General features: G+C 59.6%; 24 protein-coding genes and 1 tRNA gene. 17 read left to right on the forward strand and 8 right to left on the reverse strand.

Features of this window, described 5'->3' with window-relative positions; all coding sequences use genetic code 11:
* Positions 1-398 precede the first annotated feature (398 nt).
* The 4 genes from J3349_RS11985 (at position 399) to J3349_RS12000 (ending at position 3,558) form a co-directional block, all read left to right on the forward strand.
* Complete coding sequence (locus J3349_RS11985) at positions 399-1,571, forward strand: malic enzyme-like NAD(P)-binding protein (RefSeq protein ID WP_207677573.1); 1,173 nt, start codon at positions 399-401, stop codon at positions 1,569-1,571.
* A 15-nt stretch (positions 1,572-1,586) separates the two neighbouring features.
* Complete coding sequence (locus J3349_RS11990; RefSeq protein WP_207677574.1) at positions 1,587-2,426, forward strand: fumarate hydratase; 840 nt, start codon at positions 1,587-1,589, stop codon at positions 2,424-2,426.
* A gap of 29 nt (positions 2,427-2,455) precedes the next feature.
* Entirely contained in the window at positions 2,456-3,013 is a 558-nt protein-coding gene (locus J3349_RS11995) for a Fe-S-containing hydro-lyase (protein ID WP_207677575.1), read from the forward strand.
* Between the two features lie 149 nt (positions 3,014-3,162).
* Complete coding sequence (locus tag J3349_RS12000) at positions 3,163-3,558, forward strand: metal-dependent transcriptional regulator (protein WP_015565248.1); 396 nt, start codon at positions 3,163-3,165, stop codon at positions 3,556-3,558.
* A 63-nt stretch (positions 3,559-3,621) separates the two neighbouring features.
* Here J3349_RS12000 and J3349_RS12005 read toward each other — a convergent pair whose 3' ends face one another.
* A complete protein-coding gene (locus J3349_RS12005) occupies positions 3,622-3,972 on the reverse strand; it encodes a type II toxin-antitoxin system PemK/MazF family toxin (protein ID WP_015565247.1) in 351 nt (116 codons plus the stop codon).
* A 134-nt stretch (positions 3,973-4,106) separates the two neighbouring features.
* The gene (locus tag J3349_RS12010; protein WP_207677576.1) at positions 4,107-4,514 is read right to left on the reverse strand and encodes a holo-ACP synthase; all 408 of its coding nucleotides are present in this window, start codon (positions 4,512-4,514) and stop codon (positions 4,107-4,109) included.
* Between the two features lie 151 nt (positions 4,515-4,665).
* Here J3349_RS12010 and J3349_RS12015 point away from each other — a divergent pair, with 151 nt between their 5' ends.
* Positions 4,666-4,911, forward strand: coding sequence for an IreB family regulatory phosphoprotein (locus J3349_RS12015; protein WP_149794943.1), 246 nt, complete (start codon positions 4,666-4,668; stop codon positions 4,909-4,911).
* Between the two features lie 83 nt (positions 4,912-4,994).
* On the opposite strand, the gene J3349_RS12020 is transcribed toward J3349_RS12015, so the two are convergent.
* From J3349_RS12020 to J3349_RS12040, 5 genes are all read right to left on the reverse strand, one after another.
* Complete coding sequence (locus tag J3349_RS12020) at positions 4,995-5,936, reverse strand: tRNA-dihydrouridine synthase family protein (protein WP_207677577.1); 942 nt, start codon at positions 5,934-5,936, stop codon at positions 4,995-4,997.
* Between the two features lie 151 nt (positions 5,937-6,087).
* Positions 6,088-6,816 carry a class I SAM-dependent methyltransferase gene (locus tag J3349_RS12025; RefSeq protein WP_207677578.1) on the reverse strand — a complete coding sequence of 243 codons (729 nt, stop codon included), beginning with the start codon at positions 6,814-6,816 and terminating at the stop codon, positions 6,088-6,090.
* Positions 6,817-6,966: 150 nt separating this feature from the next.
* The gene (locus J3349_RS12030) at positions 6,967-8,454 is read right to left on the reverse strand and encodes a recombinase family protein (RefSeq protein ID WP_207677579.1); all 1,488 of its coding nucleotides are present in this window, start codon (positions 8,452-8,454) and stop codon (positions 6,967-6,969) included.
* 278 nt (positions 8,455-8,732) lie between these two features.
* A complete protein-coding gene (locus J3349_RS12035; RefSeq protein ID WP_005943483.1) occupies positions 8,733-8,918 on the reverse strand; it encodes a hypothetical protein in 186 nt (61 codons plus the stop codon).
* Between the two features lie 439 nt (positions 8,919-9,357).
* A tRNA-Val gene (locus J3349_RS12040) sits at positions 9,358-9,433 on the reverse strand.
* Positions 9,434-9,656: 223 nt separating this feature from the next.
* On the opposite strand from J3349_RS12040, the gene ruvC reads away from it, so the two are divergent.
* From ruvC to J3349_RS12100, 12 genes are all read left to right on the forward strand, one after another.
* A complete protein-coding gene (ruvC, locus tag J3349_RS12045) occupies positions 9,657-10,169 on the forward strand; it encodes a crossover junction endodeoxyribonuclease RuvC (protein WP_158388107.1) in 513 nt (170 codons plus the stop codon).
* 10 nt (positions 10,170-10,179) lie between these two features.
* Positions 10,180-10,791, forward strand: a complete 612-nt coding sequence (gene ruvA, locus J3349_RS12050) for a Holliday junction branch migration protein RuvA (RefSeq protein ID WP_207677580.1) — start codon at positions 10,180-10,182, stop codon at positions 10,789-10,791.
* A 3-nt stretch (positions 10,792-10,794) separates the two neighbouring features.
* Positions 10,795-11,850: a Holliday junction branch migration DNA helicase RuvB gene (ruvB, locus tag J3349_RS12055; protein ID WP_207677581.1), complete on the forward strand. Its 1,056-nt coding sequence runs from the start codon at positions 10,795-10,797 to the stop codon at positions 11,848-11,850.
* Between the two features lie 14 nt (positions 11,851-11,864).
* Complete coding sequence (glmM, locus tag J3349_RS12060; RefSeq protein ID WP_207677582.1) at positions 11,865-13,220, forward strand: phosphoglucosamine mutase; 1,356 nt, start codon at positions 11,865-11,867, stop codon at positions 13,218-13,220.
* Positions 13,221-13,252: 32 nt separating this feature from the next.
* Positions 13,253-14,128 carry a class I SAM-dependent methyltransferase gene (locus tag J3349_RS12065; protein ID WP_158396005.1) on the forward strand — a complete coding sequence of 292 codons (876 nt, stop codon included), beginning with the start codon at positions 13,253-13,255 and terminating at the stop codon, positions 14,126-14,128.
* 194 nt (positions 14,129-14,322) lie between these two features.
* The gene (locus J3349_RS12070) at positions 14,323-15,162 is read left to right on the forward strand and encodes an energy-coupling factor transporter ATPase (RefSeq protein ID WP_158388111.1); all 840 of its coding nucleotides are present in this window, start codon (positions 14,323-14,325) and stop codon (positions 15,160-15,162) included.
* A 14-nt stretch (positions 15,163-15,176) separates the two neighbouring features.
* A complete protein-coding gene (locus J3349_RS12075) occupies positions 15,177-16,097 on the forward strand; it encodes an energy-coupling factor transporter ATPase (protein ID WP_207677583.1) in 921 nt (306 codons plus the stop codon).
* Complete coding sequence (locus tag J3349_RS12080; protein ID WP_158396011.1) at positions 16,091-16,906, forward strand: energy-coupling factor transporter transmembrane component T; 816 nt, start codon at positions 16,091-16,093, stop codon at positions 16,904-16,906. Before J3349_RS12075 ends, J3349_RS12080 begins: the two co-directional genes overlap by 7 nt.
* A 211-nt stretch (positions 16,907-17,117) precedes the next feature.
* Entirely contained in the window at positions 17,118-17,873 is a 756-nt protein-coding gene (gene truA, locus J3349_RS12085) for a tRNA pseudouridine(38-40) synthase TruA (RefSeq protein ID WP_207677584.1), read from the forward strand.
* A 77-nt stretch (positions 17,874-17,950) separates the two neighbouring features.
* Positions 17,951-19,183: a DUF5711 family protein gene (locus tag J3349_RS12090; RefSeq protein ID WP_207677585.1), complete on the forward strand. Its 1,233-nt coding sequence runs from the start codon at positions 17,951-17,953 to the stop codon at positions 19,181-19,183.
* 15 nt (positions 19,184-19,198) lie between these two features.
* Positions 19,199-19,894 carry a hypothetical protein gene (locus J3349_RS12095; RefSeq protein WP_207677586.1) on the forward strand — a complete coding sequence of 232 codons (696 nt, stop codon included), beginning with the start codon at positions 19,199-19,201 and terminating at the stop codon, positions 19,892-19,894.
* A gap of 24 nt (positions 19,895-19,918) precedes the next feature.
* Entirely contained in the window at positions 19,919-22,219 is a 2,301-nt protein-coding gene (locus J3349_RS12100) for an ATP-dependent Clp protease ATP-binding subunit (RefSeq protein ID WP_207677587.1), read from the forward strand.
* Between the two features lie 44 nt (positions 22,220-22,263).
* Here the strand turns inward: J3349_RS12100 and J3349_RS12105 are convergent, their stop codons facing one another.
* Positions 22,264-22,434, reverse strand: a complete 171-nt coding sequence (locus tag J3349_RS12105) for a hypothetical protein (RefSeq protein ID WP_242699640.1) — start codon at positions 22,432-22,434, stop codon at positions 22,264-22,266.

Raw genomic sequence — 22,434 nt, forward strand, 5'->3', positions numbered from 1 at the left:
GAAAAAGAAAAGTTTTTTGCAAAATTTCCACACTCTCCCCGCCCTTTGTCGGACTTTTGGGGCCGGAGAGTGCGAAAAGGCGGAAAATCGGTGGAAATGGGGAGGGGGTTCTGATACAATGAGAGTAATAATAAGGAATAACCTCTCCGGCATTGCTTCGCAATGCCACTGCCCGGGTTGCGGCACCCAGCATCCGCAGCGCTTTGCTTGCGTCTTGCTGGCCGCGGCCCCAACAGCGACTCCCTGTTTCCGCCACTGGCGGCGGTCGTCGTTGTTGCTCCTATCGAGGAGAGGCCTTGGCATTTCGTAAAGCTTTATCTCTTCGCCAGAGGCTCCCCTCGCTAGGGGAGCTGTCGAGCGACAGCGAGACTGAGAGGTTGATAAAGGAGGATAAACCCATGGATTTCAACAAAGCAGCTTTGGAAATGCACGAGACGCACCACGGCAAGGTGGGCATCGTGAGCAAGGTGGAGGTCAAGACCCGCGATGACCTGTCCACCGCCTACACCCCCGGTGTCGCTGAACCCTGCCGCAAGATCAAGGAAAACCCCGACGACGTCTACAAGTACACCTTCAAGAGCAATATGGTGGCTGTCGTCTCCAACGGCACCGCCGTGCTGGGTCTGGGTGACATCGGCCCCGAGGCAGGCCTGCCGGTCATGGAGGGCAAGGCTGTGCTGTTCAAGGAGTTCGGCGGCGTGGATGCTTTCCCCATCTGCATCGACGCCCACGACGCGGCCAGCGTCATCGCGGCCTGCAAGGCCATCGCCCCCACCTTCGGCGGCATCAACCTCGAAGACATCAAGAGCCCTGAGTGCTTTGAGATCGAAGAGACCCTGGAGCGTGAGCTGGACATCCCCGTCTTCCACGATGACCAGCACGGCACGGCCATCGTCGTGACCGCCGCCCTCATCAACGCCCTGCGCGTGGTGGGCAAGAAGATGGAGGACGTCCACATCGTCCTGAACGGCCCCGGCGCTGCCGGTACGGCCATCATCAAGATGCTGATGACCGCCGGCGCGAAGGACATCATCGCCGTGGACCAGTTCGGTACCCTGTATAAGGGCTGCAACAGCGCCGAGGCCCACAAGAACTGGCTGGGCGAAGTGACCAACCCCCGCCAGATCAAGGGCGGCCTGAAAGAAGCTCTTGAGGGCGCAGACGTCTTCATCGGCGTGTCCAAGCCCGGCATCCTGACCACCGAGCTGTGCAAGACCATGAACAAGGACGCCATCGTCTTTGCCATGGCAAACCCCACCCCTGAGATCATGCCCGACGAGGCCAAGGCCGGCGGCGTCCGCGTCATGGCCACCGGCCGCAGCGACTTCCCGAATCAGGTCAACAACGTCCTCTGCTTCCCGGGCCTCTTCAAGGGCGCTCTGAGCGTCCGCGCCCGCGACATCAACGACAAGATGAAGCTGGCCGCCGCCTACGCCATCGCTGACCTCATCACCGACGATGACCGCAGCGAAGAGAACATCATCCCCGGTGCCTTCGACCCCCGGGTGGCCGAGGCTGTGGCGAATGCTGTGGCAAAAGCTGCCCGCGAGAGCGGCGTGGCCCGCCTGTAAACGGAGGGAGCTCCTATGAGAACCATTTCCGCGCAGCAGATCACGGACACCGTGGCCCGCCTCTGCATCGAGGCCAACACCCGCCTGCCCCGGGACGTGCAGGAAGCACTGGACAAGGCCCGGACCGAAGAGCCCTGGCCGCTGGCAAAGAACACCCTCGACCTGCTCTGGTCGAACCTCGCGGCGGCGAAAGAAGAGGATCTGCCCATCTGTCAGGATACCGGCATGGCCTGCGTCTTCGTGGAGCTGGGTACAGACGTCCATATCGACGGCAGCTTTGAGGCTGCTATCCATGAGGGCGTACGGCGGGGCTACACCGACGGCTATCTGCGCAAGAGCATCGTGGCCGACCCGCTGCGCCGGGGCAACACCGGCGACAACACCCCCGCCGCCATCACGGTGCATCTGGTGGACGGTGACGGCTGCACCATCACCGTCGCCCCCAAGGGCTTCGGCAGCGAGAACATGAGCCGCATCCAGATGCTCAAGCCCGCCGACGGCGTGGAGGGCTTCAAGAAGTTCGTCATCGAGACGGTCAGGCTGGCCGGCTCCAACCCCTGCCCGCCCATCGTGCTGGGCGTTGGCGTGGGCGGCAGCTTTGATAAAGTGGCCTATCTCGCCAAGAAAGCTCTGCTCCGCCCGCTGGACGTCCCGAACCCCGACCCCTATTACGCTGACCTCGAGAAAGAGCTTCTGACGGCCATCAATGAGCTGGGCATCGGCCCTCAGGGCTTCGGCGGCAGGACCACCTGCCTCGGCCTTGCCATTGAGCAGATGCCCACCCATGTGGCCGGTCTGCCGGTGGCCGTGAATGTTTCCTGCCATGTCACCCGGCGGGCAAGTGCCGCATTGTGAGAGGGCCAGGACGCTAAAGGAGAATGCAAATGCAATACGAACTGACAACTCCCTGCATGGCGGCAGACCTCGCGCCCCTGAAAGCGGGCGATACCGTGCTGCTGTCCGGTGTGGTGTACACCGCCCGCGACCAGGCCCACAAGCGGATGCTGGAAGCGCTGGACAAGGGCGAAAAACTGCCCTTTGATCTCGAGGGCAGCGCCATCTACTACGTCGGCCCCACGCCGGAGCGCCCGGGCGAAGTCATCGGCTCCGCCGGCCCCACCACCAGCGGACGGATGGACGCCATGAGCCCCCGCCTGCTGGACCTGGGCAATAAAATTATGATAGGCAAGGGCAAGCGGGACGCCGCCGTCAAAGAGGCCGTCGTCCGCAACGGCGCGGTCTATCTGGCTGCGCTGGGCGGTGCCGGTGCGCTGATGGCCCAGAGCGTCAAGACGCTGGAAGTCATCGCGTGGCCCGACCTCGGCTGTGAGGCCGTCCGCCGTCTGACCGTGGAAAAAATGCCCCTGACGGTCATCCTCGACGCCCACGGCGGCGACCTCTACACTTCCGGCCCGGCGGCCTATCTCGAGACGGTAAAGTGACGAAATTACGCGGGGTAGATTTGGTTTGAATAGACAAACTTTCTGCGAATGGCTTGCAACACGGTACGGAATGTGGTATCCTATAACAAACCGGACCGGAACGCCTGTGTGCCCCGGACAGGGAATTTACGAGGCAGGAGGCCGATAACATGCAGATCCACCAATCCGCAGAAGATTATCTCGAGACTATCCTTATGCTGACCCAGCGGATGGGCCGTGTGCGCTCCATCGACGTGGTCAACGAGCTGGGCTATACCAAGGCCAGCGTCAGCATTGCCATGAAGAAGCTGCGGGAGAACGGTTATATCGCGGTGGATGGCGAGGGCAACCTGACCCTTCTTGAGCCGGGCCGCGAGATCGCAGAGCGCATCTATAGCCGCCACCGCCTGCTGACCCATTTCTTTGTGCAGCTGGGCGTGGATGAGGACGTCGCCGCCGAGGATGCCTGCAAGGCAGAGCATATCCTGAGCGAGCAGACGCTGAAAAAGATCCGTGAGTATGCCCTGCTCCACGACGCAGAGGACAGCGTCCAGAAGTCTGAGTGACCATCCAACTTCCAATAAAAAAGCAGATGACCGCCTCCACAAAACGTGGGGGCGGTCATTTGTTTAATAGGAGCTCAGGCCGAGACTCACATCCAGCGCCTGGTCCACCCGGCGCTGGTCCTCGGCAGTGATCTGCCCGGCCCGCTCCCGCAGGCGGTGTTTATCCAGTGTGCGTATCTGCTCCAGCAGCACGACGCTGTCCTTGGCAAGGCCCGTATCTTCGGCCCGGATGTTGATGTGGGTGGGAAGCCGGGCTTTGTCCAGCCGGGATGTAATGGCGGCTGCAATGACCGTGGGGCTGTGCCGGTTTCCTATCTCATTCTGCACGATGAGCACCGGGCGGACGCCGCCCTGTTCGGAGCCGACAACGGGCGAAAGGTCGGCGTAGAAAACTTCTCCTCTGTGTACCTCCATGAAAACTCCCTCCTTGCATACTGGGAGGCCCGCTATGTGGTGCGCGGTGCCGTCCTCTGGCCTTATTATGGACAGGCCGGGGGCAGGCTATGCATACGCGGGCAGCTTGCTCTCATTGTATGCAGGAGAGAAAATCAGGTTTCCGTTTCCAGAATGCAGAAGGCCAGCGCCATGCCGCCGTCGTGGCTGAGGGAAAGCTTCGCCCTCAGATGACGCTCGTCCATCCACTGGGCGCTGCCGCCCGAAAAGCGGTATTCCGGCGCGCCGCTTTCCAGCCGGACGGCCTCTATCTCACAGAGCGCAAAGGGGCCTGCAAGGCCGGTGCCGGCCGCTTTGAGGAAGGCTTCCTTCGCGGCGAAATCCGCCGCCGCACTGGCGGCTTTATGGGCGCTGAGGGGGAAAGGAGCTTTCTCCGAAAGCCCCAGCGCCTCCCGCTCCGCCGGGCCGAAGACTCTGGCCGCAAAGGTGGAGCCATGGGGGCCGCCGAGGCTTTTTGCCATCCGGGCAGTGTCGCAGAGGTCGCAGCCGATGCCGTATATCATGATATGCCTCTTTTCTGCAAAAACAGCTTCGCTGATTTGCATGATAAAATCGGAAAAATTTAAGCAAAATGTGCAAATCTCACTGGGAAAACTTGAAGTTTTGCCGCAAGTCGTGTACAATAAATCATAGTTATTTAAGGGGGTGTATTTCGTGGGCGACGCAACTGCCATTTTCTCCATCCACGATCAGAAGGACATCGAGATCCATGAAGTCGTGCAGCAGGTGTACGACGCACTCAAGGAAAAAGGCTATAACCCCGTCAACCAGCTGGTGGGCTATATCCTGTCCGAAGATCCTACCTATATCACGACTTATAAGGGGGCTCGTTCCCTCATCCGCAAAGTGGACCGTGATGATCTGCTGCAGGCTATGCTGCGCAGCTATCTGAACGTCTGAGAATCTCTGCCTTTTGCCTGCTGTCCTACGGGACGGCAGGCTTTTTGTTTTATAAACCTCTCAGCCTCGCGCTGCTCACAGGCTCATAAAAGCGGCAGAGTGAACAGCTGGTTCACCACCACCTCATACTCCCAGCCCTCCCGGGCCTTGCGCAGCTGCTTCTCGAAAGCTTCGGAACCCTCGAACCGCTGGATGAGGTAGTGCCAGTGGGCTTTCATCCGGCTGACGGCACAGCTGGCCATGCCGAAGGCCTCGGTGTAGCCGTGGTAGAGCTCGTCGAGGTAGCCCCGCAGTTCTTCCTTCGAAGCGGGCGCACCGCCCACAGCCTGCCGAAGCAGGGCCGGGTCGGCGATGATGCCCCGCCCCACCATGATGCCGGAGAGGTTCGGGAACTCCGCTTCCAGTGCTTTCAGCTGGGCCGGGGTGGTGATGTCGCCGTTGTAGCAGACGGGCATCCGGCAGTGGGGCAGATATTTTGCAAAAGCGGCGCGGTCGGCCTCGCCCCGGTAGAGCTGGCGCATGACCCGGGGGTGGACGGTCAGCTCACAGATGGGGTAGCGGTCGTAGAGGTCGAGGATGGCTTCGAACTCCTCCGGGCTGGTGACGCCCAGCCGGGTCTTGACCGAGATGGGGCCTTCGGCCTGCGAGAAGACTTCGTCGAGAAAGACTTCGAGCTTCGAGAGGTCGCGCAGCATCCCGGCACCCTTGCCTTTGGCGGTGACAGTGCCGGAGGGACAGCCGAAGTTGAGGTTGACTTCGGTGTAGCCCATCTTCCGCAGCTCGCCGATCATCCAGGCGGCCAGTGCGCCGTCTTTGGCCAGCAGCTGGGGGATGACCGGCGCACCGGGGTTCGCCGCCGGGTCCAGCTCTGCCATCTTCTTTTTGATAAGCACCCGGTTCTCGGGTGGGGAGATGAAGGGGGCATAATAGCGGGCAGGCGCGCCGGGCGCCCCGAACCAGCGCTGGTGCGCCTGACGCCAGATTCGGTCAGTGAGGCCCTCCATGGGGGCGGTGTAGTAGTTCATGTTTCTTCTCCTTTGTCTGTCTGAGTATATCATACACCCCGGTAAAGCGCCAGATAAAACAACAAGAGCCATCAGCCGAAGCGGATGGCTCTTACCAGATGGCGGACCCAAACCCTGCTGGAAACGAGTACGACAAACTGGAAGTTGTTTATTAAACCTTTTTAACCTTAACCAACAACATCATAGGTCTACGCATTTCATTACACATTCCCGGCATACCCATCATATCTGCCGAAGGCATTGCTTCCTCAATAGCCTCAATTTGAAAACCACATTTTATAAGTGGATTCAATATCTGCGTTAATGTGTGGTGCTGTTTAATTACTCGTTGACCAAGAAAATTGGTTTCTCTTTCGCCTGTGTAATAGTAATTGTCGATTGGCCAATATTTAGGTTTCCCATTTTCATCATAAATCCAATCCTCATTAACACCTGCGGTGAAAGTCGGATGTTCAATATTGAATAGGAAATACCCACCTACTTTTAATGTGCAATACACCTTTTGATAGACATTAGCTAAATTTTCGATATAGTGCAGTACTAGGTTAGAAACAACTAGGTCATAAGTATTTTCAGGATAAATGTATTCTTCAACACCGCAAACTTTATACTTGATTTTGTCATCAGAGTTATCAGCTACTGCTTTTGCAATCATTTTTTGACTACTATCAATACCAAGAATTTCAGTAGCTCCCATTTGTGCGGCATATTTGCAATGCCAACCGTAACCACATCCTAAATCCAAAACTTTTTTTCCCTGTAATTTAGGGAATAACGGTTGCAACTGATGCCACTCTCCAGCAGCTTTCAGACCATCTTTGCTTCTTCCCATTTCCGCATATGCGGCAAAAAATTCACTATTATCGTAAATATTTCTCATTGATAATTACCTCCACAACTTCCGATTTGTTGAGCCGAGTATATCACACCCGCTAAGGAAAGAACACCCCCGATAGAGTGAATTTTGCAAGCCGGAAACCGCACAGCCGCCCTGTTCTCGTCCTGCACCGCCCACGCAAAAAATCCCAAGTCAAACGACTTGGGATTTTTGTGGTGGAGCATTCTCCACAGCACTCGAACCCAACACCTCTTCACGGGAGATGGTTTTGGAATCATCCGTGAAGTTGAAATTGAGCACGACCCGGTCGTCAAAGACGTAGACCGAGTTGACAAAGGTATCAATGATCTGTCGCTGGTGCTCCATGTCTCTCATGTCACCCTTGCGGAATTTTTCAAGCCAGAACCGAATCCACTCACGGGTCAGGACGGGCTTTTTCAGCTCTTCTTCCAGAATGCTGGTGTTCAGGGCTTCTTTCCGGGCTTCCAGCTCGTCCAACCGCTGCTTGGTGGTCGGGGTCAGGACGCCCTGTTCAATAGCTTCCAGAAGGTTTGCCAGCCGCTTCTCCGTATCACGGAGCTGGTCTTTCAGAATAGGCAGCCGGGTGTTCTCCTTCTGCTGGGCTTCCATGACTAAATCTATCAGCCGTTCGATGATTTCATCGCTGAAAATCACCTTGATGGCAGTCTCCACCACGAACCGTTCCAGCGGCTCTTTGCGGATGGCTTTCAGGTCGCAGTGCGCCTTGCCGTGGCGTTTGGCATTGCCGCACTTGTAGTAATAGTAGGTATTTCCCATGTGGCTGGTGCCGCTCTCGCCGCCCATGAGCGTACCGCACTTGCCACAGAACAGCTTGGTGGTTAGCAGATAGCTCACATCCTCTTTTGCAGGCCGACCGTGGGCGATCCTGTTTTGCTCGAAACGCTGCTGCACCCGGTCGAACAAGTCCTTGTCAACAATGGCCGGAATGCCGCCTGGCGTCACGATGTCCTTGTAGCGGTATTCGCCGATGTAGCGGCGGTTGCGGAAGATCTGGAAGAAGCTGTTCTTCACGAACGGCTTTCCGGTGCGGGTACGCAGGCCGCGCTCGTTCAGGGATGCCGCAATCTTCTCAGCCGGTTCGCCGTCGGCATACCGGGTGAAGATTTCTTGCACGATGGGAGCCGTCTCCGGGTCGATATGGTACAGCCTGTCCTCCTTGCCAATGGTGAAGCCCAGCGGCACCACACCGCCGTTGTACTTGCACTGGAGGGCGTTTTCGCGCTCACCGCGCGCCACTTTCAGGGCGAGTTCGGCGGAATAGTATTCCGCCATGCCAATCAGCATACTCTCCACCATAATGCCTTCAGGCCCCTGCGAGATGGGTTCCATGGCAGACACCAGATGGACACCGTTCTTTTCCAGCTGGTACTTGTAGTTCACGGCATCGAACCGATTCCGGGCAAAGCGGTCGAGCTTCCAGACCAGAACCACATCGAAGATTTTCTTCGCGCTGTCCTTGATCATCCTCTGGAAGTCTGGACGGTCATCCGTCTTGGCAGAGTAGGCACGGTCGATGTAGGTGCCGACCACTGTAATACCGTTCTTCTCGGCGTAGTCCTTGCAGTCGCGCAGTTGTCCTTCAATGGACGCTTCTCGCTGGCTGTCAGATGAATAGCGGGCGTAGATCACGGCGGTCATGGTTGCACCTCCTTGGCGTGTATTCGACTTGCCTTTATAGTATCGGGTCAAGCGCAGCTTGTCAACAATCTGCGAGCAGATTGAAATGTGAAAATTACGAAACGCAGCGAAAAAGGGGAGAGCAAGAATCGTCCCGTGGCCACAAATTTTCAATTTTTGAAAATTTTCTGCCCATCCGGGACTTCACTTCTTCACCTCTTGTGAGTTTCCGAAGTGCTCTTGTTGGGGCGTGCCTGCCCCAAACCCTGCTGGGAACGAGTACGGCAAACTGGAATTGTTTACTTCTTCATCTTAGGCGCAATAAGCAGCACGACTGTCACAAGAACATACAAACCATACAGTAACCAAGTAATGGTATTGTTCCAAGGAAAACTCATTTCTGGATGGTTCACCGCAAACATTATAAATGCAACAGCTATAATCAGCATTACCAAACCGACGATTCTTGATGCGCTCTTTTTCATGTAAATCACCTCGCCAAATTTTGATTTGTTGAACTAAGCCGAGTATACCATACTCTCCAATGAAAGAACACCCCGATATAGTGAAATTTTGCCGTTTTCCTGCGTACGTGCGTACACACTCCACAGGAATTCTAAGGAGCCTGCCCCCTTAGCACACGGACTTTGGAACAAAGTCTAGTGTGTTACACCTTGCCAGAGGTGTACAGGCTCCCGGTACGCACGTACGCAGCAATTGCCCTCAATGCGCCATATAGGTGGCGATCAAGTTCGCACAAAGCGAACTTGATTCCGCAAAGCAAAAGGCAGGATACCACTATCATAGTGATACCCTGCCTTTGCTCGTTTACCGTTCCGAGTAGTCCTTCCGCAGAACCTCCGATAAACAAAAAACGTACCCGAACCCTTTTTCGTAAAGAATTGGGTTCGAGTACGAACTGTATGGTGGACGGTACAGGACTCGAACCTGTGACCTCCTGCACGTCAAGCAGATGCTCTACCAGCTGAGCTAACCGTCCATATTCTGTTTTGCTGTAGTCAGCTCAATTATGATAGCATAGGATGGAATAAAAATCAAGCCCTTTTTGCAAAAATCTTCAAAAAATCTTTCCGGGGCTGGCCGGGACGCCTCTGCCGGAGGGGCGGGAAAGCGGGCGAAGGCTGGGAGTTAAAAGGTTATCGTTGCCCCTTTTTTATAGGTGTGCTATAATAAGATGATTACAATAGGAAAGGTATCGCAGAATGAGAGTATTGGGCATCGACCCGGGCTACGCCATCGTGGGATGGGGCGTGGTGGATTACGCGGGAAACCGCTTTGCACCGGTGGATTTTGGCGCGGTGTGTACCGACGCCGGCGTGCCGTTCGAGCGGCGGTTGGACGAAGTGTATGCGGGCGTCAAAGAGGTCATCGAGCGGACGCAGCCGGAGGTGCTGGCCATCGAAAAGCTGTTCTACCAGCACAACCAGACCACCGTCATCGGCGTGGCTGAGGCGCGCGGCGTCATCCTGCTGGCGGCGGCGCAGGCGGGTCTGCCTATCTACGAGTACACCCCGATGCAGGTCAAGCAGGCCGTCACCGGCTACGGCAAAGCCGTGAAAAAGCAGGTGCAGGAGATGACCCGCATTCTGCTGCATCTGCCCGCCATCCCGAAGCCCGACGACACCGCCGACGCGCTGGCGATGGCCATCACCTTCTGCCACACCAACGGCAGCCAGCTCAACCGCTTTGTACGGCGTGTGCCGGGGCCGATTTGAGGTTGTTATTATGATATACAGCTTAACCGGAAAGATCATCAAAAAGACCCTGAACGCTGTGGTCATCTGCTGCGGCGGCGTGGGGTACTACGCCCAGTGTCCGGCCAGCGTGGCCGGTGCGCTGCCCGGCGTGGGGAACGAAGCCACCGTCTATACGGTGATGAACGTCACCGAGAACGACGTCAGCCTCTACGGCTTTGCCAGCGAGGAGCAGCAGGCCTGTTTTGAGCTGCTCACCTCGGTGTCGGGCGTGGGCGCGAAGGTGGGGCTTGCCATCCTGAGCGTCATGGAACCCGACCGTGTGGCGCTGGCCATCTCGGCGGGCGACCACAAAGCCTTCAAGGCCGCGTCCGGTGTCGGCCCCAAGCTGGCCCAGCGCATCGTACTGGAACTGAAAGATAAGGTCGCCAAAGGCTTTGCCGCCGGCATCGACCTGGAAAACGTGGCGGGCGCTGCTTCGGACACCGCCGCCGCACAGGGGGCAGGACAGGCCATCGCCGCGCTGGTGTCGCTGGGCTACAGCCAGAGCGAAGCCGCACTGGCCGTCTCCAAGATCGACGGTACGCTCCCGGTGGAAGAGATCATCAAACTGGCGCTGCGCAGCATGGCGGGCAGGAGGTAAACGATGCAAGACGATACCGCGCTCTATGGCGCAAAAATGATGCAGCCCGGGATGACGGTGGCGGACAGCGAGGAAAACAACCTCCGCCCCCAGCATCTGGAGGACTACATCGGACAGGAAAAGGTCAAACAGAACCTGAAAATCTATCTCGAAGCGGCCAAGCGCCGGGGCGAGCCCATGGACCACATCCTGCTCTACGGCCCTCCGGGTCTGGGCAAGACGACGTTGGCGGGCATCATCGCCAACGAGATGGGGGTGCAGATCCGCATCACCAGCGGCCCGGCCATCGAAAAGCCCGGCGACCTCGCCGCCCTGCTGACCAATCTGCAGGAGGGCGACGTCCTCTTCATCGACGAGATACACCGCCTCTCCCGGCAGGTGGAAGAGGTGCTTTACCCGGCACTGGAAGATTACGCGCTGGATATTATGATAGGCAAAGGCCCCAGCGCCCAGAGCATCCGCATCAATCTGCCCCGGTTCACGCTGGTGGGTGCTACCACCCGTGCGGGCCAGATCACCGGCCCTCTGCGCGACCGCTTCGGCGTGCTGCTCAAGCTGGAGCTCTACAGCCCCGACGAGCTGAGCAATATCATCATCCGCTCGGCGGGCATCCTCGACCAGCCCATCACCCCCGAGGGTGCTTATGAGCTGGCCAAGTGCAGCCGCGGCACACCCCGTGTGGCGAACCGCTTCCTCAAGCGTGTGCGCGACTTTGCCACCGTGCTGGGCGACGGCATCATCGACCGGGATGTGGCGTTGCTGAGCCTCAAGCGGATGGACGTGGACGCGCTGGGTCTGGATGAACTGGACCGCAGCCTGCTCCGCGCCATCATAGAAATGTACAACGGCGGCCCGGTGGGTCTGGAAACACTGGCCGCAGCCCTCGGCGAAGAGGCCGTGACGCTGGAAGACCTGTGTGAGCCCTACCTGATGCAGATGGGCTTTCTGACCCGGACGCCCCGAGGCCGCTGCGCCACCCGGCTGGCTTATGAGCATCTCGGCCTGAAAGCGCCTGAGAGCGACAGCGCCGAGGACAATGGACAGCAGAGCTTATTTTAAGTGAGGTATTTACTATGGGAAAGTATTTTGGTACCGACGGTGTGCGCGGCGTGGCTGGTGCAGACCTGACCTGTGAGATGGCGATGCTCATCGGACGCGGCGCTGCCGCCGTGCTGACCAGCAGCACTGGCCACAAGCCCCGTATCCTCATCGGCAAGGACACCCGCCAGTCCGGTGATATGCTGGAAGCTGCCCTGACTGCCGGTCTGTGCAGCGTGGGCGCGGACGTCGAGAGTCTGGGCGTCGTCCCCACTCCCGCCGTGGCCTATCTGGTGCGCAAGTACAACGCCGACGCCGGCGTGGTCATCTCGGCGTCTCACAACCCGATGGAATTCAACGGCATCAAAATCTTCGCCGGCACCGGCTACAAGCTGCCGGACGAGGTGGAGAACGAAATTGAAGCCTACATCGACAATAAGTGCGCGGGCCTCAAGCTGGCCACCGGCGACGATGTGGGCCGCGTGACCTACCGCACCGACGGCATCAAGGACTACGCTGACCACCTGTATGAGTCCATCAACGGCGACCTGTCCGGCCTGAACGTCTGCATCGACTGCGCCAACGGTGCCTCTGCAGCAGTAGCCCGGCAGCTGTTCCCCCGTCTGGGCGCAAAGTGTACCTTTATCGGCGTGGAGCCTGACGGAAAGAACATCAACGCCGGTGTGGGCAGCACCCATCTGGACAATCTGGAAAAGGCTGTCATCGAGGGCGGCTTTGACTGCGGCATCGCCTTTGACGGCGACGCGGACCGCTGCCTCGCCTGCGACGAGAAGGGTCAGGAGATCGACGGCGACAAGGTCATCGCCCTGCTGGCCATGAACATGAAGGAAAAGGGTCGTCTGGACGGCAATACTGCGGTCGTCACCGTCATGTCCAACCTGGGCTTCATCAAGTTTATGGAGTGCCAGGGGATCCACACCGAGAAGACCGCCGTCGGCGACCGCTATGTTCTCGAGAATATGCGGGAGAACGGCTACGCCATCGGCGGCGAGCAGAGCGGCCACGTTATCCTGCTCCACCACGCCACCACCGGTGACGGTGAGCTGACTGCCGGCAAGCTGCTCAAACTGCTGGCCGAGAGTGGCAAAAAGATGAGCGAGCTGAACGGCATCTACGCCCAGTACCCTCAGGTGCTGGTGAATGTGGTGGCCAACGCCGCCCAGAAGGCCGCCTACAAGGGTGACAAGGTGCTGGCCGACTTCATCGAGAAGGAGCAGCAGAAGCTGATGGACATGGGCCGTGTGCTGGTGCGCGTCTCCGGAACTGAGCCGAAGATCCGCGTCATGGTGGAGGGCCAGGACCTCGAGGCCATCGACCTGTGCGCCAAGCGCATCGTGGATAAAATCAACGAGCGAATCATCGAAGGTTAAGATAGAGATAAAAAGCAGGAAGGAGGACGCATATGCGCCCTGCAGATACATGGAAAGACTACGAGCTGCTGGATGCCACCGACGGCAACCGGCTGGAACGCTGGGGCGAGACGCTGCTTGTCCGGCCTGACCCGCAGGTGGTGTGGAAGACGCCCCAGCAGAGCCCCCTCTGGGCCAAGGCGGACGCCGTTTACCACCGTTCCAATCAGGGCGGCGGCGAGTGGGAGTACCGCCGCCGTCTGCCCGAAAAGTGGAAGATCACCTGTGGAGAAGGGGAGGATAAGCTGACCCTCATCGTCAGCCCCACCGGCTTCAAGCACACCGGCGTCTTCCCGGAGCAGGCCGTCAACTGGGCCTGGTACGCCAAGAAGATCCGTGCCGCAGGCCGGCCCATTAAAGTTTTGAACCTCTTCGGCTACACCGGAGGTGCAACGCTGGCCTGCGCGGCGGCGGGCGCTACCGTCTGCCATGTGGACGCCTCCAAGGGCATCGTCGCATGGGGCAAGGACAATGCCGCCGCCAGCGGCCTCGCCGACCGGCCCATCCGCTGGCTGGTGGACGACTGCGCCAAGTTCGTCGCCCGCGAGAAGCGCCGCGGCAACACCTACGACGGCATCATCATGGACCCGCCGAGTTATGGACGCGGCCCCGGCGGCGAGATCTGGAAGCTGGAAGACTGCATCTACGACCTCATCAGCCAGTGCGAAGAGGTGCTGAGCGACAAGCCGCTCTTCTTTGCGGTCAACAGCTACACCACCGGCCTTTCGCCCGCCGTCATGGAGTATATGCTCAAGACGACGCTGATCCCCCGCTTTGGCGGAAAGACCAGCTGCGACGAGATCGGCCTGCCCGTCTCCGCCACCGGTGGCGTCGTCCCCTGCGGCGCGACGGCGATTTGGGAAGAGTAAACCTCTCAGTCTCGCTATCGCTCGACAGCTCCCCTAGCGAGGGGAGCCTCTGGCGAAGAGATAAAGCTTTACGGAATGCCAAGGCCTCTCCTCGATAGGAGAGGTGGCAATGCGAAGCATTGACGGAGAGGTTAACATCTAAGAATGGGGTACAGCCCCTTTCAGAGGGGCGCACCACCAGAAAGAGAAAACAAATGAGTGAAACGATACTGACAGCAGAAAACTTAAAGTTCCGCTACGACTCGGAGCAGCCCGGCTACGCGCTCAACGGCGTCTCCATGCAGGTCAAGCGGGGCGAGTTCGTGGCCGTGCTGGGCGCAAACGGCTGCGGCAAATCCACCCTTGCCAAGCACTTCAACGCCATCCTCCTGCCGGAGGAGGGCAAGGTGTACGTCGAGGGCATGGACACCGCCGATGATGACAAGCTCTATGACATCCGCCAGACCGTGGGCATGGTGTTCCAAAGCCCGGACAACCAGATCGTCGCCACGGTGGTAGAGGAAGACGTGGCTTTCGCGCTGGAAAACCTCGGTGTTCCGCCGGAAGAGATGCGCCGCCGCGTTGATGACGCCATGAAGATGGCGGGCATCTACGAGTTCCGGGAGCGCGCACCCCACAACCTCTCGGGCGGCCAGAAGCAGCGCGTCGCCATTGCGGGCGTCGTCGCCATGCGTCCCGACTGTCTCATCCTCGACGAGGCCACCGCCATGCTCGACCCTCGCGGCCGTGAGCAGGTGATGCAGACCATCCACCACCTCAACAAGGATCTGGGCATCACCGTTGTGTCCATCACCCACTACATGGAAGAGGCCGCGCAGGCCGACCGTGTTCTGGTGATGAGCCAGGGCAATGTGGTGATGGAAGGCACCCCGAAAGAGGTGTTCAGCCAGACCGAAAAAGTCCGTTCTCTCCGCCTCGACGTGCCGCAGGCCGCAGAGCTGCGGGATGAGCTGGTCAAGGCCGGCATCCCCATGCCCGAAGGCATCATCGACACCGGCGAGTGCGCACAGGCTCTGTATGAGCTGCTGAAGTAAGGGGGGACGGAAACATGGCAAGCATTATCAAAGTAGAACACCTGAGCTATGTCTACAACCCCGGTATGCCGAACGCAGTCACCGCGCTGGACGACGTGAGCTTTGAGGTGGAAGAGGGCGATTTCGTGGGCATCATCGGAGCCACCGGCTCCGGCAAGAGCACCCTCATCACCCACATGAACGGTCTGAACAAACCCACCAGCGGCAAGATCATCATTGATGGCCGCGACCTCTGGGCCGAGCCGGAAAAGATCCGGGATTTCCGTTTCCTGACGGGTCTGGTGTTCCAGTACCCGGAGTACCAGCTCTTTGAGGAAACGTGCTATAAGGACATCGCCTTCGGCCCGAAGAATATGGGCCTCGACGAGGAGGAGGTCGATAAGCGCGTCCACGAGGCGGCAGAATTCGTCGGCCTCGATGAAGCACTGTTGGAGCGCAGTCCCTTTGAGCTGTCCGGCGGACAGAAGCGCCGCGTGGCCGTGGCGGGCGTTATGGCCATGAAGCCCCGTATCCTCGTTCTGGACGAGCCTGCAGCCGGCCTCGACCCCGAGGGACGGGATGAGATCCTGTCCGAGGTGAAGGACTACCACAAAAAGACCGGTACTACGGTACTTCTGGTCTCCCACAGCATGGAGGACATTGCCAAGTACGCCGACAAGGTGCTGGTGATGAGCCGGAAGAAGATCGCCATGTACGACACGGTGGAGAAGGTCTTTGCCCGCGCTCCCGAGCTGCTGGAACTGGGCCTCTCCGTGCCGCAGGTGACGAAGATCTTCCTCAAGCTGCGGGAGATGGGCGTGGACGTCCCGGCGGACGTCTACACCATCCCCTACGCCGTCAAGATGATCCTGGCGGCAAAAGCCCGGCGGGATGCAGGGGAGACCCTCGTCTTACCCCGGGATGATGATCAGAAAGGGGGTGCAGCCGGATGCTGAGAGATATTACCATCGGCCAGCACTTCCCCGGCAACAGCCTCGTCCATCGTTTTGACCCCCGGCTCAAGCTGGTGCTGACCATCCTGTATATCGTGCTGCTCTTTGCGGCGTCCAACCCGCTGGGCCTTGCGCTTTCGCTGATTTTCCTCGCCGTGATGTACGCGGTAGCGAAAATTCCCTTCAAGCTCATCCTCAAGAGCCTGAAGCCCATCTTCCCCATCATCGTCTTTACGGCGGTGCTGAACCTCTTCTTTGTCTCGGGCGAGGGCGACCCGGTGTTCAAGCTCGGATTTCTGACCGTTTACGCGGAGGGCATCCGGTATGCTGTACTGATGGCGGTGCGTGTCATGGCCCTCATCGCAGGCACGAGCCTTTTGACCTACACCACCAGTCCCATCGTCCTGACGGACGCCATCGAGCAGCTGCTCAAGCCTCTTGGCAGGCTCCACTTCCCGGTGCATGAACTGGCCATGATGATGAGCATCGCGCTGCGGTTCATTCCTACCCTCATCGAGGAGACCGACAAGATCATGAACGCCCAGAAAGCCCGTGGTGCGCAGCTGGACAACGGCAAGATGACCGAGCGCATCAAGGCGCTGGTCCCGGTGCTGGTGCCGCTGTTCATCTCGGCTTTCCGCCGCGCCGACGAGCTGGCCATGGCTATGGAGTGCCGCTGCTATCGCGGCGGCGACGGACGCACCCGCCTCAAGGTGCTGCGGTGCGAAAAGCAGGATTATATCGACCTTGCAGTGTGCATTGCGTGTTTTGCGGTGATCCTCGCTTCGAGATTGGTGTTCCCGAATTTCTAAAGTGCGATAGATATGTTCTCTTTTGATGTCAAAAGAGAACCAGAAAACCACCAGCGATTTCGACGCGCTGGATCCACGAATCAAGGGCTGCTCGCCCTTGATAATCCCAAAGAGGATGTCGAAACGGAAAAAAGCTAGCCGCTTCGCTAAACGCTTTTTTCTCGTTTCTCCGATTTTGAATGATACGGACGGGAAAGTTGTAATTTCATTGATGAATTATCTTCTTACTTTAGCATACGACGGCACGAACTACTGCGGGTTTCAGGTGCAGCCCAACGGGCGGAGCGTAGCTGCTGCGTTTCAGGACGCCCTGGAGGCGGTGCTGGGCTGTCGGCCCGACATCAAGGGCTGCAGCCGCACCGACGCCGGCGTCCACGCGCTGGGCTTCATGCTCAACTTCCACGCCGACACCCGCATCCCGGCGGCAAAGCTGCCGCTGGCGCTGAACCAGCACCTGCCCCCGGACATCCGGGCGCTGGAAGCGCGGGTGGTGCCGGACGATTTCCACGCCCGCTATGCGGCCCACACCAAGACCTATCTCTACCGCATCCACAACAGCCAGATCGACTCGCCCTTTGCAGCGCGGTATTACACCAAAATGCCGGGGCGGCTGGACGCGGACAAGATGCAGCAGGCGGCGCAGTATTTTGTGGGAAAGCACGATTTCCTCGCCCTCTGCGCCTCGGGCAGCTCGGCTGCGGCTCACGGCGACACCGTGCGCACCATCACGGCCTGTGACGTTCAGCGCCGGGGCGACGACATCGACATCACGGTGACGGCAGACGGCTACCTCTACAACATGGTGCGCATCCTTGCAGGCACCCTCTGTGAGGCCGGCGCGGGGCGTCTTGCGCCTGAGGCCGTGCCGGGCATCCTCGCCAGCCGCGACCGCAAAAACGCCGGGCCGACGCTGGCGGCGAAAGGGCTTTTCCTCAAGAGCGTGGACTACGATACGCCCATAGAATAACGCAAACACGACCGATGCTCCCGGAGGGAAAACGCCCCTTTGGGAGCACTGTCATTGCACAAAGGGGACAGGAGAGTATGAGAAAAAGACAGCGCGGCACCCGGCCTGTGTCGGACGAGCCGCTTTCGGCGGGACGGGTCGAATACCTCGAGCAGGCCCGCGAGCGGGTGCGGAACCGGCGCATCCGCCGCACGGCACTCATCGTCGTGGCACTGACGCTGGTGGTGCTGTTCACCACCGGCATCGTGGGCAGCTCTGTTGCCATGGCCAAGGACTGGGCCGATACCGCCCGCATCCTGCTCTTCCCCGGCACGGGCTGGCCCCAGCAGACCGGCGTCATGGAGGTGAAACAGCTTGCCTCCATGAACAGCAGCTTTGTGGAGCTGGGCGAGGAAGGGTGCGTGGTCTGGTCCCGCACCGGCACCCGGCTCAACTCCATCCAGAGCGGCTACGCCCGCCCTGCGCTGGCTGTGGGCAAGAACCGCTTTGTGCTCTACAACCGCTCGGGCAATGAGCTGCGGGTGGAGAGCCGAACCCAGAACCTCTACACCAAGACGATGGAGAACAGCATCACCCTCTGTGCCATGGCCGACAACGGCACACTGGCCGTCGTCACAGAGGACCCCGGCAGCGCGGCCCGGCTTCGGGTCTACTCGTCCTCAATGGAGCAGCTGCTGAGCTGGAGCCTCACCATCGCCGACGGCACCCCGCTGCGGCTGGCCTTTTCGCCGGATGGGCGGCGGCTGGCAGTGGCGGCGGTGACGGTAAACGGCGGCCAGATGGTCACGAATTTCTATGTCGTCACCCTGGCGCAGGGCGACCCCATGCTGGTGGGCAGCGGAAGCGGCGCGGCTCAGTGGCTGAGCTGGACCGGTTCCCAGAGCATCCTGGCCGTCTGCGACAGCCGCGCTGTCCTCTACAACGCATCGGGCGGAGAGCGGGCAGCCTATGACTTTACCGGGCAGACCCTCCGCGACATCTCGGTGGACGCTTCGGGCAATACTGCCCTTCTGCTGGCCTCCGGCCAGCTCTGTCAGGCCGTGATGCTGGGCCGTGACCTTGGTGTCGAGAACACCACGCAGGTGCAGGCGTCCAACCGCATCGTCCGCTCCGGTGCGCAGTTCTATCTGCTCACCGACAACGGCGTGGAGTGCCTTTCCACCGACGGCACCTCCCAGTGGACCCAGAGCCTTTCGGCCCGCCCGCAGGGTCTGCTGGCCGACCGCAGGCAGCTGCTGGTCTTCTGCGGCAATACGGTGCAGGTATTGACCCCGCCTGCGGCGGAAAACAACGCTCAAAGCAATACATAATAAGGAAAACAAGGTATGTTCAAGAATCCGTCATTTCTTTTTGATATAGTATGTACCGTGGTCTGGCTGCTTCTGGCTGTGCGCTATGCCCGCAAGGGCTTTCTCGCATCCAGTGTCCAGCTGGGCGGGAATGTCTTCAGCCTCGTGGGCGCCCGGGTCTTTTCGGGCTGGGCGGCTGCCGAGGTGTTCCAGCGCTTTCTGGCCGGGAGCTTCCGTACCCAGATCGCGGAGAGCATCTCGGCCGGAGGGGTCGTGGACCTGACCGGCATCGCGGACAAGTACGCGGGCTTTCTGCCCGAGAGCTTCCGCGCCTCCATCGTGGAGACCTGCGAGCGCTCCATCTCGGCTGTACTCAGCGACAACGCCGTGGTGCTGGCGGACGCCATCGTCCAGAAGGTGCTGGCTCCGCTGCTCACGCCGGTCATCTCGGTCGTGCTCTTTTTCGTGGCCTTTGCCCTGCTGCGGATGCTGGTGAGTATGCTGGTCACCGTGCTGGGCCTCGTCAACCGGCTGCCGGTCATCGGCACCGTCAACCGCTGGCTGGGCTGGGTCACCGGCTGTGTCGCCAGCACCATGGACATCTATCTGGTGCTCTGTGTGGTGTGGGCCGTCATCGTCATCACCGGCGGCAATCTGACCGTCCTGAACGATACGGTCATGAGCAGCAGCCTTTACTATAAAGCATTCAATCTGTTCAACCCCTTCTTGTAAAAGGGAGCTTTAGGAGGAACCTATATGGTCTGCAATCGCTGTCAGAAACGTCCGGCCATCATCTTCGTCCAGCGGATGGAGAACGGCCAGATGAAAAATGAGGGCTTTTGCCTGCACTGTGCGCGTGAGCTGCACATCAAGCCGGTGGAAGACCTGATGAAGCAGTTCGGTATGTCCGACGAGGACATGGATAACATGGAAAACCGGATGGAGAGCATGATGGATGAGATGGGAGACGCAAACCCCCTCTCCCTCATGATGAATATGGGCCAGCCCATGGGCGGCGAGGAGAACGAAGGGGACGACGACCTTGTCCCCGGCTCCAGCGCTACCTTCCCGCTGGGCGTCAAGGCGGAGGGCGATGCCGGAAACAGCAAAAAGGCCCAGAAGAACGGCAAAAAGCCGCCCCGCCGCAAATTCCTCGACACCTACTGCGAGAACCTGACCCGCAAAGCCCGGGAGGGCAAGCTCGACGACATCGTGGGCCGCGACCGCGAGATCTACCGCACCATTCAGATTTTGAGCCGCCGCCAGAAGAACAACCCCTGCCTCATCGGTGAGGCGGGCGTCGGCAAGACGGCCATCGCCGAGGGCATCGCGGAGCGCATCGCCAAGGGCAATGTCCCTGTGGGTCTGAAGGATAAGGAAATCTTCCTGCTGGATCTGACCAGCCTCGTGGCCGGCACCCAGTTCCGCGGCCAGTTCGAGCAGCGGGTCAAGGGCCTGCTGAGCGAGGTCAAGGCCGCTGGCAACATTATCCTGTTCATTGACGAGATCCACACCATCACCTCCGCCGGTGAGAGCGAGGGTGCCATGAACGCGGGCAACATCCTCAAGCCTGCCCTCTCCCGCGGTGAGATACAGGTCATCGGCGCCACTACCTTCAACGAGTACCGCAAGTATATCGAGAAGGACCAGGCCCTTGAGCGCCGCTTCCAGCCTGTCCGCGTGGAAGAGCCCAGCGTGGCCGATACGCTGGCCGTCATGAACGGCATCAAGAAGTATTACGAGGAGCACCACCATGTGCAGGTGGATGCCGATGTGCTGAGTGCCATCGTCACCCTCAGTGAGCGGTATATCACGGACCGCTACCTGCCCGATAAGGCCATCGACCTGCTGGACGAAGCCTGCGCCTGCTGCAATCTCGCCCACCCGGTCATCTCGGAGTATCTCGAGATGCAGAAGGAGCTGGACGGTCTCAGACAGGAAGAGGCAGACATGGAGTCCTCCGACGTCAATGAGGCCATCGACTATGAGCAGGTGGCCCAGCGGAAGACCCGCATCGCCAAGCTCGAGGCAGAGCTGCCCGCAAAGCAGGCTGCTGCCAGCGAGATAAAAGTGACCATGGACGATGTGGCAAAGGTCATTGAGCTGTGGACGGGCATCCCGGCGGTGAAGATCCAGGAGACGGAGTTCGTCAAACTGGCCGGGCTGGAAGCCGAGCTGAAAAAGAAGATCATCGGTCAGGACGAGGCCGTCCATCTGGTGGCACAGGCCGTCAAGCGGAGCCGCGCCGACCTGTCGGGCCGCCGCCGCCCCGCAAGCTTCATCTTCGTCGGCCCCACCGGCGTCGGCAAGACGGAGCTGGTCAAGCAGCTGGCAAACCAGCTCTTCGACGGCCCCGACCCGCTTATCCGTCTCGACATGAGCGAGTATATGGAGAAATATGCGGTGTCCCGCATGATCGGTTCGCCTCCGGGCTATGTGGGCTACGAAGAGGCCGGCCAGCTCACCGAAAAGGTGCGCCGCCGCCCCTACAGCGTGGTGCTGTTCGATGAGATCGAAAAGGCCCACCCCGACGTTATGAACATCCTGCTCCAGATCCTCGACGAGGGCAAGATCAACGATGCACAGGGCCGGACGGTGGACTTCTCCAATACGGTCATCTGCATGACCTCCAACGCCGGCAGCAGCGACAAGACGACCTCCGGCCTCGGCTTCAACAAGAGCGAGGAGCAGCTGAGTGAGGAAAAGACCCGCAAGGCTCTGAGCCAGTTCCTGCGGCCTGAGTTCCTTGGCCGTGTGGATGAGGTCATCGCCTTCAAGCCGCTGAACCAGCAGACGCTGGAAGGCATCGCGGCTCTCATGCTGGATGAGTACAAGCCCAGCATGGAGGCCAAGGGCATCGCTTACAGCTACACTCCGGCGGCTCTCTCTGCCCTCGTGGCCAAGAGTCAGGGCGGCAAATTCGGCGCCCGCGACCTGCGCCGCGTCATCCGCAAGGCTGTGGAGGACCCCGCTGCCGAGCGCATCATCGACGGCACCCTGAAAGCGGGCGGCAGCCTGACGGTGGATGCCGAAAATGGTGAAGTCATCTTAAAGTAAAGCAAACAGAAACGGCACTCCGAAGCAGTTCGGAGTGCCGTTTGTCATATGCAGACTTCGTCGAGGGAGACCGGGAACGCGGGCTTGTTGGCCATACGGGCATTGGTGCGGCCCTCGGGGATGATCTCGCCGGCGGCGGTCAGCGCCAGCTTGGTGAGGGTGGGGCCTACCAGCTCATACACCAGCACCGAGAAGAGCACGACGTTGCGCACCAT

Source organism: Faecalibacterium sp. Marseille-P9590 (assembly GCF_017377665.1).
In the GTDB taxonomy this organism is placed as follows: Bacteria; Bacillota; Clostridia; order Oscillospirales; family Ruminococcaceae; genus Faecalibacterium.

Coding starts and splice junctions, on each gene's coding strand:
- J3349_RS11985 (WP_207677573.1), top strand. CDS start 399: ATGGATTTCAACAAAGCAGCTTTGGAAATGCACGAGACGCACCACGGC.
- J3349_RS11990 (WP_207677574.1), top strand. CDS start 1,587: ATGAGAACCATTTCCGCGCAGCAGATCACGGACACCGTGGCCCGCCTC.
- J3349_RS11995 (WP_207677575.1), top strand. CDS start 2,456: ATGCAATACGAACTGACAACTCCCTGCATGGCGGCAGACCTCGCGCCC.
- J3349_RS12000 (WP_015565248.1), top strand. CDS start 3,163: ATGCAGATCCACCAATCCGCAGAAGATTATCTCGAGACTATCCTTATG.
- J3349_RS12005 (WP_015565247.1), bottom strand. CDS start 3,972: ATGGAGGTACACAGAGGAGAAGTTTTCTACGCCGACCTTTCGCCCGTT.
- J3349_RS12010 (WP_207677576.1), bottom strand. CDS start 4,514: ATGATATACGGCATCGGCTGCGACCTCTGCGACACTGCCCGGATGGCA.
- J3349_RS12020 (WP_207677577.1), bottom strand. CDS start 5,936: ATGAACTACTACACCGCCCCCATGGAGGGCCTCACTGACCGAATCTGG.
- J3349_RS12025 (WP_207677578.1), bottom strand. CDS start 6,816: ATGAGAAATATTTACGATAATAGTGAATTTTTTGCCGCATATGCGGAA.
- J3349_RS12030 (WP_207677579.1), bottom strand. CDS start 8,454: ATGACCGCCGTGATCTACGCCCGCTATTCATCTGACAGCCAGCGAGAA.
- J3349_RS12035 (WP_005943483.1), bottom strand. CDS start 8,918: ATGAAAAAGAGCGCATCAAGAATCGTCGGTTTGGTAATGCTGATTATA.
- ruvC (WP_158388107.1), top strand. CDS start 9,657: ATGAGAGTATTGGGCATCGACCCGGGCTACGCCATCGTGGGATGGGGC.
- ruvA (WP_207677580.1), top strand. CDS start 10,180: ATGATATACAGCTTAACCGGAAAGATCATCAAAAAGACCCTGAACGCT.
- ruvB (WP_207677581.1), top strand. CDS start 10,795: ATGCAAGACGATACCGCGCTCTATGGCGCAAAAATGATGCAGCCCGGG.
- glmM (WP_207677582.1), top strand. CDS start 11,865: ATGGGAAAGTATTTTGGTACCGACGGTGTGCGCGGCGTGGCTGGTGCA.
- J3349_RS12065 (WP_158396005.1), top strand. CDS start 13,253: ATGCGCCCTGCAGATACATGGAAAGACTACGAGCTGCTGGATGCCACC.
- J3349_RS12070 (WP_158388111.1), top strand. CDS start 14,323: ATGAGTGAAACGATACTGACAGCAGAAAACTTAAAGTTCCGCTACGAC.
- J3349_RS12075 (WP_207677583.1), top strand. CDS start 15,177: ATGGCAAGCATTATCAAAGTAGAACACCTGAGCTATGTCTACAACCCC.
- J3349_RS12080 (WP_158396011.1), top strand. CDS start 16,091: ATGCTGAGAGATATTACCATCGGCCAGCACTTCCCCGGCAACAGCCTC.
- truA (WP_207677584.1), top strand. CDS start 17,118: ATGAATTATCTTCTTACTTTAGCATACGACGGCACGAACTACTGCGGG.
- J3349_RS12090 (WP_207677585.1), top strand. CDS start 17,951: ATGAGAAAAAGACAGCGCGGCACCCGGCCTGTGTCGGACGAGCCGCTT.
- J3349_RS12095 (WP_207677586.1), top strand. CDS start 19,199: ATGTTCAAGAATCCGTCATTTCTTTTTGATATAGTATGTACCGTGGTC.
- J3349_RS12100 (WP_207677587.1), top strand. CDS start 19,919: ATGGTCTGCAATCGCTGTCAGAAACGTCCGGCCATCATCTTCGTCCAG.
- J3349_RS12105 (WP_242699640.1), bottom strand. CDS start 22,434: ATGGTGCGCAACGTCGTGCTCTTCTCGGTGCTGGTGTATGAGCTGGTA.